We start from the raw sequence: 16,249 nt of genomic DNA, 5'->3' as shown, positions 1-16,249 counted from the left end.
AATAAAAATATGACTGAAATGGAAAAAAATGGTTTTAGATTTAAATGATGAGGTGAGCGAAGAATTTTTCAAAGAGATAAGGAAAATTGCTAAGAAATATTCATCTGGTTTTGAAAATGAATTAAGAGGGGCGCTTTCTGAACAAATTTTAAAAATTAGAGCCTTTGTAGAAAGTGAAAGCTTAAATGAAATTTGTACTTATGTGTCTGTATTACCTGTTTTTGATTTTAAGCACCAACTAATGAATTATATGACTCGTTATTTGGGAGCAAAGAAGTTTGATGAAAATATAGATGATTTAGAAAACCAACTGCTTGAACTTGCCTATTCGATAATTTTTGCTTATTTGACAGAATATAAATTACGGAAACCCAATTTAGAAAAAATGGAAGCTTATGAGTTAATTGAAAATTATTTAAATGTTGGTCGATGGAAAATAAATAATTTTAAATATGCAGGAGATAAAATTAGTTATAGCATCTACCATCTTATTTTTAATATTATAGAAGATAGGTATAAAAAATCTCAGTTAATTCAGGCTGAGGAAAAATTCCAAATAATAGATAACTTTATTTCAAAAGTAGATGAATGGAATGAGTCCTTTGAACTTAAACATAAAGCAGTCTTAGATTTAGAGAAACAATTAGAAGAAAGTAAGCAGACTTATGATTTTGTCTTATTAAATAAAGGTTTTAAGGAGCTTTATGAACAGAAAAAATTAGAGTTAAAAGAAAGAAGAGAAGGTTATTCGCAATTTGGAGCTACCCTAGTATGTGTGCCATTAGCTGTAATTATTGCAATCATTATTTTAATTTTGACAGGCTACGAAGCTAAATTAGCATCAATGTGGTTTTTAGCAATACCAATTACGACATTAATATTGTTTCTGTTTTATTTTACTCGAGTAGGATTGCAACATGTGCGTTCAGTTCAATCTCAAATGATGCAACTTGAACTTCGAATGGCACTCTGTCAGTTTATTCATAACTATGCAGAAGACTCTGAAAAATTGCATGCTAAAAATAAAGCAGGTTTTGAGAAATTTGAAAATATTATCTTCTCACCATTAGTTTCATCAGACGATAAAATTCCCACCACTTTTGATGGCATAGAACAACTTGCCAAATTAGTGAGTGAATTTAGAAGGTAATCCAAACTTTCCGCTATCAACTTCAAACCCTTTTTTAATTAGTCATCTCATCTGCAAAGGCTTAAAATTATTTCACTTTTAACCTAACAGCAGATGAGACATGGCAATCAGTTGGATCTTCTTTACCTTAATGGCTGCATTCATGCAGGCATGGCGTAATGCATTTCAAAAACAACTGAGTTCAACTGTCGACGTTTGGGGTGTAACGCTTGCGCGTTTCTTGTTTGGTTTTCCACTTGCATTTATCTATATCCAACTGCTGTACCATTTTTACCCAGTCATAGAAGTAGTTCATTTTACTGCAAAGTATTGGATATATATTTTCATTGCAGGAGTGAGCCAAATTCTTGCCACTGTACTGATGGTGCAACTGTTTAAACAAAAAAATTATGCAATTGGTGTCGGACTTGCCAAGAGTGAAGCCATCTTAGCCGCGATTATTGGCGTGGCTTTTCTATCAAATCACTTATCGTTCTTAGCCTGGATTGGCGTACTCATTGGCGGTTATGCAGTATTTTTACTGAGTAAAGGTAATCAACTGAGTGGACTATCTGCTAAAACACTGATGATTGGGGTAGGTAGTGGGCTTTGTTTTGCTATTACTTCATTATTGGTTCGTGAAGCCAGTCTAGAATTAACTAATTTACCTGTATTACACCGTGCATCTTGGGTATTGATTTCAGTCATTGGCTTCCAATGCATCAGTATGCTCATTTACCTAAGCCTATTTAGCCGTAAAACACTCGTCGCTATGCGCGAACGTATGGGACTGACTATGAAAGTAGGCTTTTGTAGTTTCACAGCCTCCCTTGGTTGGTTTACTGCCATGAGCATGATGAGTGTACCGGTGGTGAAAACCTTAGGGCAGATCGAGATTTTATTTAGTATGCTGATCTCGGCGTATTTCTTTAAAGATAAACTGGCCAAGGCTGAACATTGGGGACTGGTGCTGGTGGTGATTGCGGCAATTTTAGTGATCTGGGCCTAGTTTTTATTTTATATGTTCCAGAAAAAAGCCACTGATGAACAGTGGCTTTTCTATTATTACAATGGGCTTTTAAGCTGCAATAAATTTTTGCACTGCCTGATTAAAAGCATCAGGTTGTTCAATATTTGAAATATGCGATGCATTGATTTCAAACAACTGGCTTTGTGCAATTTCAGCTTGCATGGCTTGACCATCTGCAACGGTTGTCACAGGGTCTTGCTGACCAGCCACAATCAGTACCGGCACAGAAATGGTTTTGATCTGTTCGCGTAAATCCGCCTTAGCCAAAGCTTCGCAGCAACTCGCATAACCTTCCGGGCTGCCAGCTCCAAGGTCGTTTGAAAGCTCTGCAACTATCGCTGCGTTGCTCTGGATAAAGGGATCGGTAAACCAGCGTGATGCTGCTGTCGATGCGATCGGTTGTAAAGCTTGTTCACGCACCAGCGCGGCACGGTCATTCCAGGCCTGTTCCTGACCAATCTTGGCAGCAGTATTGCAGATAATCACGTGGCTAAAACGTTCGGGCTTGTTGATTGCTAACCATTGACCGGTTAAACCACCCATTGAAATACCACAGAACGCAGCTTTCTCAATTTTTAAATGATCAAGTAGGTTTACAACATCTTGACCCAGTTGATCAAGGCTATACGGACCTTGCGGTGCAGATGAAGCCCCATGACCGCGAGTGTCATAACACACTACAAAATAATCTTGCTGGAAAAATTCAATTTGTGGTTGCCACATGCTGAATTTGGTGCCCAGTGAATTAGAAAAAATCAAGGCTGGCTTAGATGCATCACCAAAGGTCTGGTAGTTGATCTGTGCATCATTCGATGTAAATGTTGGCATTTTTTAAATCCTTCATCTTCCCTCAATCCCTCCTTTACGAAAGGAGGATCGAGAGAGCATTTAATAATTAAATACGTTCAATAATCAAAGCGATGCCTTGACCGACACCAATACACATTGAACAAAGACCGTATTTACCGCCAGTTTGTTCCAGTTGGTTGAGTGCAGTCGTCACAAGACGCGCGCCAGATGCACCGAGTGGATGACCTAAAGCAATTGCACCACCATTCGGATTGACTTTTTCCGAGCCATCTTCAATGCCTAAGTCGCGGGTACAGGCTAAAGCTTGTGCTGCAAAAGCCTCATTCAGTTCGATCACATCCATCTGCTCTAAAGTCAGACCGGTTTGTGCCAACAGTTTCTTGATGGCCGGTGCGGGACCAAAGCCCATGATGCGTGGTTCAACACCCACAACAGTAGAACCAATAATTTTGGCACGCGGTTTTAGGCCGTGTTGAGCAATCGCTTCATCAGATGCGATCAACAGGGCAGCTGCACCATCATTAATACCCGATGCATTCCCCGCCGTTACCGTACCGTCTGCTTTAACCACTGGTTTCAGTTTCGCCAATGCTTCTGCGGTAGTTGAAGCACGTGGATGTTCATCGGTATCGACAACCACTGCATCGCCTTTACGCTGCGGAATCACCACAGGTACGATTTCATTCTTAAAGAAACCATTGGCCTGCGCTGCTGCGGTACGTTGCTGGCTGGTCAGGGCAAACTTATCCTGGTCTTCACGGTTGATATTGAACTGCTCCGCCAGATTTTCAGCAGTTTGTGGCATGGTTTCTACGCCGTACATTTCTTTCAGTTTCGGATTGATGAAACGCCAGCCCATGGTAGTGTCTTCAATCTTCTGGCTACGGCCATACGCTGTTTCTGACTTGCCCATCACGAATGGGGCACGCGACATGCTTTCTACACCACCGGCAATAATCAGATGGGCTTCACCCGCTTTAATCGCCCGTGCTGCCATCGCGACTGCATCCATCGATGAACCACACAGACGGTTCACGGTCGTTGCCGGCACCTGATAAGGCACACCTGCAAGCAGGGATGACATGCGACCGATGTTACGGTTGTCTTCACCGGCCTGGTTGGCACAGCCATAAATCACGTCATCAACCTGTTCCCAGTTCACTGATGGATTGCGTTCCATCAAGGCTTTGATTGGCAAAGCACCTAAGTCATCTGCACGGACAGGCGCGAGGCCACCGGCATAACGGCCGAATGGAGTACGGATGGCATCGATAATATATGCGTTTTTCATTGTGTATTTGCTCACATATTTAAAAGAAGAAAACTCCTCCCTTTTTAAAGGGAGGTTGGGAGGGATTTAATGAAGTAGTTTTAATCCTCAAATCCTCCCTAAATCCCTCCTTTAATAAAGGAGGGACTTCCCCTTAATTTGATTGAGTCGCATCAATCAGTTTGGCACCGGTCAATGACTGCAATTCTTCAAATGACAGACCTTCGACTTTCTCAATCACTTTCATCCCTTCAGGCGTGACATCAATCACACACAGGTCGGTATAAATGCGGTCGACACATTTTAGGCCAGTCGCAGGATAAGACAGTTCAGCTACGATTTTTGGCTCACCTTTTTTAGTCACATGATCTGTGGTGATGAAAACTTTCTTGGCACCCACAGCCAGATCCATTGCACCGCCGACTGCAGGAATTGCATCTGGTGCGCCAGTATGCCAATTCGCCAAGTCACCATTTTCAGCCACCTGGAAAGCACCCAGTACGGCGATGTCTAAGTGACCGCCACGCATCATCGCGAAAGAATCGCCGTGATGGAAGAAAGAACCGCCTTCAAGTAAGGTCACGAATTCTTTACCAGCATTAATCAGTTCAGGATCGCGGTCTTCTTCAGCAGGAGGAGGACCGAAAGCCAGCAGGCCATTTTCAGAATGCAGAAAGACATCTTTATCGCTTGGCAGGTAGCTGGAAATTTTGGTTGGCAGGCCGATACCCAGGTTCACATAAGCACCATCAGGAATATCTTGTGCCACACGTTCAGCGATCTGGTCACGGGTCAGTTTGCTATAGCTCATTATTTATCTCCGATGCCAATTATTGTGCAGGTTTAACTTGAACAACGTGTTGAACAAAAATTCCCGGGGTGATGATGTGCTCTGGATCCAGTGCACCCAGTTCAACCACTTCAGAAACTTGAGCAATCGTCACATCTGCTGCCATTGCCATGATTGGGCCGAAGTTACGTGCAGATTTACGGTACACTAGATTGCCCCAACGGTCGCCCTGATGGGCCTTAATTAAAGCAAAGTCAGCTTTAATTGGATTTTCTAAAACGTAGTCTTTACCCTCATAGTTCATGGTCGGTTTGCCTTCAGCCAGCAAAGTACCAAAACCGGTAGGGGTATAGATTGGACCTAAGCCCATACCAGCCGCCTGAATACGGCAAGCCAGATTACCTTGCGGCACCAGTTCCAGTTCGATCTTGCCTGCACGATAGAGTTCGTCAAATACCCAGGAATCAGACTGACGCGGGAAAGAACAGATAATTTTACGCACAGCGCCCGCTTTAAGCAGTTTCGCCAGACCGTAATCGCCATTACCGGCATTATTGTTGACAATAATCAGGTTTTTAATACCCAATTCGATCAGACCATCAATCAGTTCAGCAGGCTGACCCGCTGTACCGAAACCACCGATCATAATGGTAGAACCGTCCTTGATCTGGGAGAGTGCTTCTTTCAATGATAATGAACTTTTATCTATCATAATCTGGTCCTTACATATCCTAAACTGATGGATGTCTTTAAACTCGTTTTGAATCTGATGCTGTAACCGGAACTGCGTTACGGTTTTTCTGTGACAGCAGAAAATGTGCGACCAAGCCAATGCAAATTCCCCAAAAGACTGAACTCAGTCCTAAGAAATGCATGCCGGAAGCAGTCGCTAAAAAGGTGATCAATGCTGCATCACGTTGTGATTCTTTGCCCATGGCCACGGAAATGTTGGTAGCAATCGCACCCAGTAATGCCAGTCCTGCCAAAGCTGCAATGAGTTCTTTGGGCATCAGGCTAAACAGCATGACAATGCTGCCGGCAAATAAGCCGCCCAAAATATAAAAAAGCCCATTCGCCACACCGGCGATATAACGCTTTTCTTTTAGCTCATGTGCGTCTTTGCCTAAACACAATGCAGCTGTGATCGAGGCCAGTACGATGGTAATACCCCCCACACAGGCGACTGCAAGCGAGGCAATACTGGTTGCACTAATAATCGGCTTGGCTGGCATGTCATAACCACTGAGTTTGATAATCGCCATTCCCGGTAAAAACTGGCCAGAGAGACTGACCAGAATAAGGGGAAGGGCCAGATTCAGGGTGGAACTCCAGGTCCATTCCGGTGCAATAAATTGCGGAATCGCCAGACTGAAATCTGCCGTGACCGGGTTAATCTTGCCCAGGAGCATGCTTAAAACCACACCAGCAACCAGCACCCAGACCATGGCATAGCGTGGACTGAAACGCTTGGCCAGTAAAAATACCGCCAGCATGCCAAAGACGATATAGGGCATGGTATCGGTCGCGGTAAACAACCCTAAACCAAACTGCAGTAAAATCCCCGCCATCATCCCGGCAGCCACTTCCTGAGGAATCCAGGACAGCAATTTGTCGAAATAACCGGTGATCCCAATGAAAAAAATCACCACAGCAGAGGTGATATAGGCAGCAACCGCTTCATTGAGCGAAATATCGGGAAACAGCGTGACTAATAAAGCCGTTCCGGGCGCAGACCAGGCGGTGACGACAGGTATTTTGTATTTAATGGATAAAAAGATACCTGCTAGCGCAGCACCAATAGAAATTCCCCAAATCCATGAAATCATCATGTCCGGGGAAACTTGAGCTTGCTGTGCCGCCTGGAAAAAAATGATCAGTGGCCCCGAATAGGAGATCAGCACTGCTAAAAATCCTGCAACAGTTGCTGAAATTGACCAATCATTTTTTAATGTCTGAAACAGGGTGTTCATTGGTGATGTGCCTCCTTGCGTCGAACCATGAGCCTGTTAAAAATCGTGATGATCAGGATTAGCCCTGATCACCACCACCGACCGGTACCACTGTACCTGTTATATAAGATGATTCATCCGAAGCCAAGAATACAATCGCATTCACTTGCTCCTGAATCGTACCGTAGCGTCCCATGAAAGTACGGTCAATGGTCTGATCAACCACTTGCTGCATCCATTCTTTTTCAGATTCAGTCAGTGGATTGGCATTGCGCGGTACTTTACGTGGCGGTGCTTCTGTACCACCCGTCGCGATTGCATTGACACGGATGCCGTCTTTGGCATGTTCAAATGCAAGGGAAGCGGTCAGGCCGTTCACACCACCTTTGGATGCTGAATATGGCACACGGTTAATGCCGCGTGTCGCAATAGAAGATACGTTTACAATGGTACCTTTCTGATTTTTAATCATTTCCGGAAGAACTGCGCGGCAGCACCAAAGTGTCGGGAACAATGAACGGTTCACTTCCTTGATAATTTCCTCTTCAGAAAATTCTTCGAAAGGTTTCATCCAGATCGCGCCACCGACGTTGTTGATCAGGACATCGACACGGCCATAGGTTTCTAGCGCTTTTTCAACGACTGATTGAGCACCGGCAAACGTTTCCAGATTGGCTTTGACCGTAATCGCATCACCGCCAGTCGCTTCAATTTCAGCCAGAACTTCTTCTACATAAGGGGAAAGGTCAGCCATGACGACTTGGGCGCCTTCGCTCGCCACTTGCAGCGCGACACCGCGACCGATGCCTTGCGCGGCACCCGTCACGATTACAACTTTATTTTCAAATCTTTGACGGTTAGACATTGAACAAATTCCCTCTATTAGTTGGCAGAGAATTTTTCAAACAGGAAGCTTGCAGGTTTAACGCCTTCAGCATCTAACCAGCCGCGAACCGCTTCTACCATTGGTACTGGACCACATAGGTAGATGTCTACGTCGCCGCCATTCAGCCATTCGTTTTCGATATGACCGGTCACATAGCCTTTACGCTCATGTGCCGATTCCGGGTTAGCAACCACTGTACGGTATTCGAACCATGAGAATTTTTCTTGTAGTTCATTCAGTTTTTCAATCGCTACCAAGTCGAAATCATTGGTCACACCAAATACTAAACGCACTGGATGTTCTGAACCTTTTTCTTCCAGCACTTGCAGCATCGACATGAATGGTGCAATACCTGTACCACCCGCCAGCATCAATACTGGACGGGTCACAGGGCGCAGGTAGAAGCTACCAAATGGACCGGTGAAAGTCATTTTATCACCAGCTTTGGCATTGACACTCAAGAACTCACTCATTTTACCGTTCGGTACGTTACGTACCACAAAGCCGGTTAAACGGTTGCCTGGTTTAGAGCTGAATGAATAAGAACGGGTTTCAGTTGTACCTGGAATACCCACGTTCACATATTGACCAGCAAGGAAGTGAATGTCTGGTTGACCTTCATCTAACTGAATATCAAAGGTAATGGTCGAGTCAGACAGGTTTTCGACACGCGCCAAAGTACCCTGGAATGCGTGAATTTCAGTTTTACATACTTCCGAAGAAGCTTGGATCTGAAATACGGCGTCTGAGGTCGGTTTACATTGGCAAGCAAGAATGTAGCCTTCAGCTGCTTCTTCTGGGGTTAATGCATCTTCAATATAAGTTTCTTCAGGCATGTCAAATGAACCTGATTCACAAAACGCACGACACGTTCCACAAGCACCATCACGGCAGTCCAAAGGAATATTGATCTTTTGACGGTAAGCTGCATCAGACAGGGTCTCGCCTTGGGCAACAGAAATAAAACGTGTAACGCCATCTTCAAATTGAAGTGCAACATTGTGGTTTGACATGGCTGAATATCCTATATAAATCTTTGTAACTGGACCTTTCAGCCAATTTTCCATCTGGCTGAAAGGTTTTACCTGGCTGTAATAAAAACAGTCTTAAAGGTGATAGATGTCGATAACCTGATTGATGTAATCATTTTTCAGTACCACGTATTTGCTTAAAATTTGTGGTTTATCGCCTGAAAAATCGATTTCATAACGTGACATACCGAAGTAGCTGTAGCTGTTTTTGTAACGGAAACTCAAGGTATTCCAGTTAAAACGTACAGTGACCTTGTCGCCATCACGTTCAACAAGTTCAATATTGCTGATGTTATGGCTGGTACGGGTATCCGGCATGGTTGCAGATGAACGTTCAGTCTTGATACGGAACACACGGTCTTCTAAACCTTGACGGTCTGGATAGTAAATCAACGAGATTTCAGACTGTGGATCTGTAGTCAGTTTGTCGTCGTCATCCCAGGCTGGCATCCAGAAAGACGCAGTAGGGGCATAACACGTCAACCAGTCATCCCATTGTTCATCATCTAAAAAGCGGGCTTCCTGATACAGGAATTGCGCAATATTTTCTAAAGTGATGTCGCTCATGCGTTTTCTCCTTCAGTAGATGCTGCAATTTCTTTTTCAGTCGCGATGCCTTTTTTGATCAGTTCTAGCCAGTACTGGTGCTGAGCCAGGTATAGACCTTCATCTTCAGTTTTAATACCAGACAGTTTTGGTTTTAAACCAATTTCGTTGGCTGCATCGTCCGGGCCTTGGATCCAGTGCTTAGAACCACGGCACATGTCATTCCATTCCAGCGCGATACCTGCGTAACCTGCCTGACAAGCTCGGAATTCTTCAAGATCGTCTGGTGTCGCCATACCTGAAGCATTAAAGAAATCTTCATACTGACGGATACGACGAGTACGTGCTTCAAGCTCTTCGCCTACAGGCGCGATACAGTAAATCGTCACTTCAGTCTTATCGACAGAAATCGGGCGTAAGACACGGATTTGTGAACCGAACTGATCCATGAAGTAAACGTTTGGATAGATACACAAGTTACGTGAACGTTCGATCATCCACTTCGCCATAGCTTCGCCATATTGCGCAGTGTATTCATCTTTCTTGGCAAAGTTAGGACGGTCTTCAGGGTTAGCCCATTGCGTCCAAAGCAGCATATGACCGTGTTCAAAGCCGTAAGAACCACCGCCTTGCTTGCCCCATGAACCTGCGCTCATAGCACGGATGTTATCGCCAGCTTCTTTTTCTTTACGTTGCTGAGTCGTTGCAGCATAGTTCCAGTGTACTGCAGACACGTGATAACCATCGGCACCGTTTTCAGCAGTCAACTTCCAGTTACCTTCATAGGTATAAGTCGAAGAACCACGTAAAACTTCCAGGCCTTGCTCAGACTGACCCACGATCATGTCAATGATTTTGGTCGCTTCGCCCAGGTATTCTTCCAGAGAAGGAACATCCGGATTCAAGCTGCCGAACAGGAAACCTTTATAGTTTTCAAAACGGGCAACCTTTTTCAGGTCATGTGAACCGTCTTTGTTAAAGCAGTCTGAATAACCCGCTTCAGCCGGATCTTTGACTTTTAATAACTTACCTGAGTTATTAAATGTCCAGCCATGGAATGGGCAAGTATAAGTTGCTTTATTGCCTTTCTTGTTACGGCACAATTGTGCACCGCGATGCGAACAGGCATTGATCATGGCATTCAGTTCACCTTGACGGTTACGTGCAATGATGATCGGCTGACGACCAATATAGGTAGTATAGAAGTCGTTATTGTTTGGAATCTGGCTTTCATGTGCAAGATAAACCCAGTTGCCTTCAAAGATGTATTTCATCTCCAGGTCAAACAGAGCTTGGTCTGTGAATACAGACCGGTGAAGTTTAAATTCACCAGATTCAAAATCGTCAACTAGAAGCTCATCAATACGATCAAGATGACTGGTGTTAATTACAGGAATACGAGGCATGTCCGTTCTCCGACTTTCCAAGGAGGGGAAGTCATCGGGATGAATCTAATGATTACACCCCGAATCCATTTTGCATTAAGCGCTTGCGCGGCGACGATCAACTTCAGTAGAAGGTGCGTCTGCTTTTTCTTTCACAAGTTCAATATCAAATTGAATATGTTTGAAAGGACCTTTCAAACCACGTTTTGCAATTTCAGCTTCATCAGTTACATCAACCGCAGTTGCAACCAGGCCTTCACGGGTAGCGAATGCAAAGTCATCCCACAGGTACTGGTCGCCTTCGATGTTGAACTGAGTTGTCAGCTTGCGGTAACCCGGTGCAGAAACGAAGTAATGCACGTGTGATGGACGGTTACCGTGACGGCCTAACTTGTCCAGTACGAATTGAGTCGTGCCTTCTGGAGGACAGCCATAACCTACTGGCATAGTGGTTAAAGCCACATATTTACCATCCTGGTCGCTGAAAATAGAACGGCGCAGGTTAAAGTCAGACTGTGACTTGTCAAAGAATGAGTAGTTACCCAGACTGTTGGCATGCCAAACTTCAACTTTGGCACCTTCAATGATATTGCCGTCAGTATCTTTAACTGTACCTTCAATGATCAGTGTCGGAATTTTGCCTTCTTCAGAGCCATCATCCATACGGGCAAAGCCGACAGATTCAGGAGCACCCGCCACATATAACGGACCTTCAATTGTACGTGGCGTACCGCCCGTAATGCCTGCTTTAGCATCTGCTTCATCAGCACGTAAGTCTAAGTAGTGTTCCAGACCCAAACCTGCAGCCAGTAGGCCTAATTCATTGGCTTGACCGGCATCGGTAAAGTATTCCAGACCTTTCCACAGTTCTGACTGAGAAATATCAAGATCTTCGATCGCCTGGAAAAGATCACCTAGCAGGCGCACAACGATTTGCTGTACACGCTCGTCTACAGGGCCTGTGGCTGTATCCACGTTCATTTGTTTAACTAATGCATCAATTTGTTGACGGTTCATACTATTGCTCCTTAAGTATGTCTGTTTATTGGTGGCTGTTGTTTCAATCCTTATGGCTGAAACTTGGCTGCCACAGTCCTTTGTTAATTACCCTCTGAATACCCTCATCGGATGTGTTCAGATTTGACCGACCTGGCATGTTCCAGGTCTGGGTCATTGTGATCAGGTGTCATCTTCCCGGATTGAAGAAGGGTGGCGGTTTAGTGCCATGATTTCGATATCCATATATGGATACAGTGGTAAGCCCTGCAAAATGTTGTGCAGCTCTTCGTTACTTTCCACATCAAAAATACTGATGTTTGAATACTGGCCTGTGATGCGCCAGATATGGCGCCATTTACCTTGGCGCTGTAAATCCTGTGAATAGGCTTTTTCAACAGCCTTGATTTCGTTGGCTTTCTCGGCAGGCATATCCAGCGGGATATTTACATCCATACGTACATGAAACAGCATGTCTCACTCCTCAATCTAATTGCTTATTTACGGCGTAAATTGTCGATCTTGTCTTCATCCAGCTGAATACCCAGACCGGCACCTTGCGGCAGATGCAGCTCAAAATTCTGGTATTGCAGTGGTGTTTTCAGAATTTCTTCAGTCAGCAGTAGCGGGCCGAATAGTTCAGTACCATATGCCAGATTCTCAAAGGTCGAGAACAGGTGAGCGGATGCAATTGTTCCTACTGAACCTTCCAGCATGGTGCCACCATACAGGTCAATCCCTGCAAGGTTAGCCACTGTCGCGACATCACGGCCTTCCAGCAAACCACCTGATTGCGCCACTTTAATTGCAAATACCGAAGCTGCATTAGTACGAGCCAGCTTATAGGCAGTGCTTGGCCCCATCAGTGATTCATCGGCCATAATGGCAATATCAAAGCGACGGGTCAGACGTTGCATGGCATCAATATTGTCAATGGCACATGGCTGTTCAATCAGATCAACACCACCATCTTGCAATAACTGAATGCCTTTTATCGCTTCCAGCTCTGACCAGGCACGGTTTACATCCACACGGATCGAAACGTCGTTGCCTAATGCTTTTTTAATTGCCAGAACATGTTCAACATCTGCTTCTACTGGACGTGAACCGATTTTTAGCTTGAAGAAGTTATGGCGTTTTGCAGCCAGCATCTTTTGTGCTTCAGCAATGTCTTTTTCAGTATCGCCAGAAGCCAGTACCCAGAGGACCGGTACGCCATCACGTAAACGACCGCCTAGCAGTTCAGAAAGTGGTAAACCTAAACGCTGCGCCTGAATATCCAGCAGGGCAGTTTGAATGGCACATTTCGCAAAACGGTTGCCATTAATATTTTTTTTGATTGCTTGTAATGTCTGTGCAACATTTAAGCCTGATAATGTTTTTAAAAGCGGTACAAAATAAGTATCAATATTTACTTTGACACTTTCAGGGCTTTCATCACCATAACCTAAGCCACCGATCGTTGTTGCTTCACCCCAACCGATGTAACCATCTTCAGTGGTGATTTTGACCAATACCAGGGTCTGGGTTTGCATCGTCGCCACTGCCATCTTGTGAGGACGAATGGTTGGAATTTCTACCAGCAAGGTTTCAACTGACTTATACATAATACGGGTTCACATTCTTGCTTTAATGCTTTGACTTGATATACCTTAAAAGAATCATAAATGGCTGTCGAAGACCATTTTTGCATTTTATTATATTTAAAAGGTATGCACGTTATGGAGCTCAGACATTTAAGGTATTTTGTAGCAGTAGTTGAAGAGCAAAGTTTTACTAAAGCTGCAGAGAAACTTTTTATTGCCCAGCCCCCATTAAGCCGCCAGATTCAAAATCTTGAGGCAGAACTTGGTATTGCGTTATTTGAGCGTGGCAGTCGACCACTTAAAACCACTCAGGCTGGGTATTTTTTCTACCAACATGCGGTAAAAATTCTGGCCAATGCTGAAGAAGTGAAGTCCATGACCAAGCGTATTGGTATGGTAGAACGCACGGTTACCATGGGTTTTGTTGGATCTCTGCTTTATGGATTGCTGTCGCGCATTGTCTACTTATATAGGCAGCAACAGCCACACCTGAAAATTGAACTGGTGGAAATGACCACCATGGAACAGGTTAAGGCATTGAAAGAAGGGCGTATAGATGTTGGCTTTGGGCGTTTACGCATTTCTGATCCGGCATTAAAGCGGGTGCTGTTGCGTGAAGAACGTCTGGTACTCGGTGTACATTCCAGCCATCCTTTATCTTTCCATAATAAAGGAATATATCTTGCTGATATTGTTGATGAAAAATTATTTCTCTATCCTAATCATACCTCTCCAAGTTTCGCCACCCAGGTACAGGGATTATTTTCAGAATATAATCTGGAACCACAACATGTCCGGATTGTAAGGGAAATTCAGCTGGCGCTGGGGCTGGTCGCAGCGGGTGAGGGTGTATGTATTGTACCGGAAAGTGCTCATTCGATTCAGTTAGCTCACCTTAACTATATCCCGATTCTGGACGAGAGTGCAGTCAGCCCGGTTTTTCTGACTATGCGCAATATGGACGAGAGTGAAGACATCATGTCCTTATTTGATTGTATTTACCAAGTGTATGATTTGGAAGCAATTAAATATGATAGAAACAGTTTTTAGATATGTATTTATCCCTGACTATACCGCGCCTTAGACTTAAGTTTAAGGCTTGGGCGGAGTTTTCTCCTTACCCTCTAAAAAAAGTATGCAGCGATCTACGACTTTAGTGCAATCGGGAAATTTTGATAAAGAAGAAAATTTTAAATCTTCCTTTTATACCTATTTTGTTTGATTGCTGATCAAAGTGCTCTGACATTCAACCTTTTAGGTTCTTTCATACCCTAAACCTATATAGAAACCAGGTATTTCAGTCATTAAATCCGATTTATGATGAAAACATCGGTCCTGGAAGGTCGATTCTGCCTGTAAACAACTTTGAAGGTATAGATATAGATATATTCGGTTTTGGACATTTATCCAGCCATGCTGCATTGTTGCTCCATAAATTGGAACGTTGCATTTGCAGGAGGCAAAGATGGAAGCAACCAAAGTCAATATCAATACATTAATTGATGAAGCGAAATTTACACCATTTCACTGGGGTGTTCTGATCTGGTGTTTGATCATTATTATTTTTGATGGCTATGACCTGGTGATTTATGGAGTAGCCTTACCATTATTAATGCAGGAATGGTCTTTAACAGCGGTACAGGCAGGCATGTTAGCCAGTACTGCCTTGTTCGGCATGATGTTTGGTGCCATGAGTTTCGGCACACTGTCCGACAAAATCGGGCGTAAGAAAACTATTATGCTCTGTGTGGCAATTTTTAGCGGGTTTACCTTCCTGGGGCCATTTGCCAGCTCACCGGTAGAGTTTGGAATTTTACGTTTTCTGGCTGGTCTCGGCATTGGCGGAGTTATGCCAAACGTTGTAGCGCTAATGACCGAATATGCGCCAAAACGTATCCGTAGCACCTTGGTTGCCCTGATGTTTAGTGGTTATGCGATTGGCGGTATGACGTCTGCACTTTTAGGTGCATGGCTGGTACCACAGTTTGGCTGGCAGATCATGTTCTATATTGCCGGTGTTCCTTTATTGGCTTTACCGTTAATCTGGAAATTCCTGCCTGAATCATTGATGTATCTAACCGTCAAAAATCAGACTGTAGAAGCGCGAAACATCATTAAAAAGATTTCACCGGCTCAAGATGTTACAGAAAATTCTCAATTTGTCCTGAATGAAGTGAAAAAGGGTGATGAAGCACCATTAAAAGCATTATTTCAGAAAGGTCGTACATTCAGTACCTTCATGTTCTGGATTGCTTTCTTTATGTGTCTTTTGATGGTGTATGCATTGGGAAGCTGGTTACCAAAGCTGATGATTCAAGCGGGTTACTCATTGGGTGCCAGTATGATCTTCCTGTTCGCCTTGAATATTGGCGGCATGATTGGCGCAATTGGTGGGGGTTACCTGGCTGATAAATTCCATATCAAAAAAGTGCTGACCATTATGTTCCTGTGTGGTGCATCTGCCTTAATTCTGCTTGGTTTTAACAGCCCGCAGTTTGTACTTTATACCCTGATTGCAATCGCTGGTGCTGCAACGATCGGTTCACAGATATTGTTATATACCTTTGTTGCACAATATTACCCATCTACTGTGCGTTCTACCGGAATGGGTTGGGCATCGGGAATTGGTCGTATTGGTGCCATCGTTGGGCCCGTTTTGACAGGTGCATTGCTGACAATGGAACTACCACACCAAATGAACTTCTTTGCCATCTCGATTCCGGGCGTGATTGCAGCGCTGGCCATTTTTCTGGTGAACCTGAGAGCTTCTGTAGATGGTGAAGTGCTTGAAACCTCTGGATCGAGCGAAGCCATACTTGCCAAAGAAGCGAATTAATAAAG

16 protein-coding genes are annotated in these 16,249 nt (G+C 44.1%); 4 read left to right on the top strand and 12 right to left on the bottom strand.

Annotation, left to right across the window (positions count from 1 at the left end):
* Positions 1-28: 28 nt before the first annotated feature.
* A complete protein-coding gene (locus tag F955_RS16890; protein ID WP_004894972.1) occupies positions 29-1,150 on the top strand; it encodes a hypothetical protein in 1,122 nt (373 codons plus the stop codon).
* Between the two features lie 100 nt (positions 1,151-1,250).
* A complete protein-coding gene (locus F955_RS12115; RefSeq protein ID WP_004894971.1) occupies positions 1,251-2,138 on the top strand; it encodes a DMT family transporter in 888 nt (295 codons plus the stop codon).
* 69 nt (positions 2,139-2,207) lie between these two features.
* Here F955_RS12115 and pcaD read toward each other — a convergent pair whose 3' ends face one another.
* The 12 genes from pcaD to F955_RS12055 form a co-directional block, all read right to left on the bottom strand.
* Positions 2,208-2,987, bottom strand: a complete 780-nt coding sequence (gene pcaD / locus F955_RS12110) for a 3-oxoadipate enol-lactonase (RefSeq protein WP_004894968.1) — start codon at positions 2,985-2,987, stop codon at positions 2,208-2,210.
* A 67-nt stretch (positions 2,988-3,054) separates the two neighbouring features.
* Positions 3,055-4,260: a 3-oxoadipyl-CoA thiolase gene (gene pcaF, locus F955_RS12105; protein ID WP_004894966.1), complete on the bottom strand. Its 1,206-nt coding sequence runs from the start codon at positions 4,258-4,260 to the stop codon at positions 3,055-3,057.
* 133 nt (positions 4,261-4,393) lie between these two features.
* The gene (locus F955_RS12100) at positions 4,394-5,050 is read right to left on the bottom strand and encodes a 3-oxoacid CoA-transferase subunit B (RefSeq protein WP_004894963.1); all 657 of its coding nucleotides are present in this window, start codon (positions 5,048-5,050) and stop codon (positions 4,394-4,396) included.
* 19 nt (positions 5,051-5,069) lie between these two features.
* Complete coding sequence (locus tag F955_RS12095; RefSeq protein WP_004894960.1) at positions 5,070-5,741, bottom strand: 3-oxoacid CoA-transferase subunit A; 672 nt, start codon at positions 5,739-5,741, stop codon at positions 5,070-5,072.
* Between the two features lie 37 nt (positions 5,742-5,778).
* Complete coding sequence (gene benE / locus F955_RS12090) at positions 5,779-6,999, bottom strand: benzoate/H(+) symporter BenE (protein WP_004894958.1); 1,221 nt, start codon at positions 6,997-6,999, stop codon at positions 5,779-5,781.
* A 58-nt stretch (positions 7,000-7,057) separates the two neighbouring features.
* Positions 7,058-7,843 (bottom strand): benzoate diol dehydrogenase BenD, encoded by a 786-nt coding sequence (gene benD / locus F955_RS12085; protein WP_004894955.1) that lies wholly within the window; start codon positions 7,841-7,843, stop codon positions 7,058-7,060.
* Positions 7,844-7,860: 17 nt separating this feature from the next.
* Complete coding sequence (gene benC, locus F955_RS12080; RefSeq protein ID WP_004894952.1) at positions 7,861-8,877, bottom strand: benzoate 1,2-dioxygenase electron transfer component BenC; 1,017 nt, start codon at positions 8,875-8,877, stop codon at positions 7,861-7,863.
* A gap of 93 nt (positions 8,878-8,970) precedes the next feature.
* On the bottom strand, positions 8,971-9,462 hold the full coding sequence (gene benB / locus F955_RS12075) for a benzoate 1,2-dioxygenase small subunit (protein ID WP_004809446.1): 492 nt from the start codon (positions 9,460-9,462) through the stop codon (positions 8,971-8,973).
* Entirely contained in the window at positions 9,459-10,847 is a 1,389-nt protein-coding gene (benA, locus tag F955_RS12070; protein WP_004894951.1) for a benzoate 1,2-dioxygenase large subunit, read from the bottom strand. The genes benB and benA overlap by 4 nt, the downstream gene beginning before the upstream one ends.
* Before the next feature lie 75 nt (positions 10,848-10,922).
* Complete coding sequence (gene catA / locus F955_RS12065) at positions 10,923-11,843, bottom strand: catechol 1,2-dioxygenase (protein ID WP_004894948.1); 921 nt, start codon at positions 11,841-11,843, stop codon at positions 10,923-10,925.
* A gap of 162 nt (positions 11,844-12,005) precedes the next feature.
* A complete protein-coding gene (gene catC / locus F955_RS12060) occupies positions 12,006-12,296 on the bottom strand; it encodes a muconolactone Delta-isomerase (RefSeq protein ID WP_004809440.1) in 291 nt (96 codons plus the stop codon).
* A gap of 23 nt (positions 12,297-12,319) precedes the next feature.
* Positions 12,320-13,429, bottom strand: coding sequence for a muconate/chloromuconate family cycloisomerase (locus F955_RS12055; RefSeq protein ID WP_004894944.1), 1,110 nt, complete (start codon positions 13,427-13,429; stop codon positions 12,320-12,322).
* Between the two features lie 114 nt (positions 13,430-13,543).
* Here F955_RS12055 and F955_RS12050 point away from each other — a divergent pair, with 114 nt between their 5' ends.
* Positions 13,544-14,458 (top strand): LysR family transcriptional regulator, encoded by a 915-nt coding sequence (locus F955_RS12050; RefSeq protein ID WP_004894943.1) that lies wholly within the window; start codon positions 13,544-13,546, stop codon positions 14,456-14,458.
* A gap of 415 nt (positions 14,459-14,873) precedes the next feature.
* Positions 14,874-16,244, top strand: coding sequence for an MFS transporter (locus tag F955_RS12045; protein WP_004894940.1), 1,371 nt, complete (start codon positions 14,874-14,876; stop codon positions 16,242-16,244).
* Positions 16,245-16,249 lie beyond the last annotated feature (5 nt).

The sequence above is a fragment of the Acinetobacter schindleri CIP 107287 genome, assembly GCF_000368625.1.
GTDB classification, from domain to species: Bacteria; Pseudomonadota; Gammaproteobacteria; order Pseudomonadales; family Moraxellaceae; genus Acinetobacter; species Acinetobacter schindleri.
Note: the sequence above shows the minus strand (reverse complement) of the source record. Positions and strands in the feature narration are given on the sequence as shown.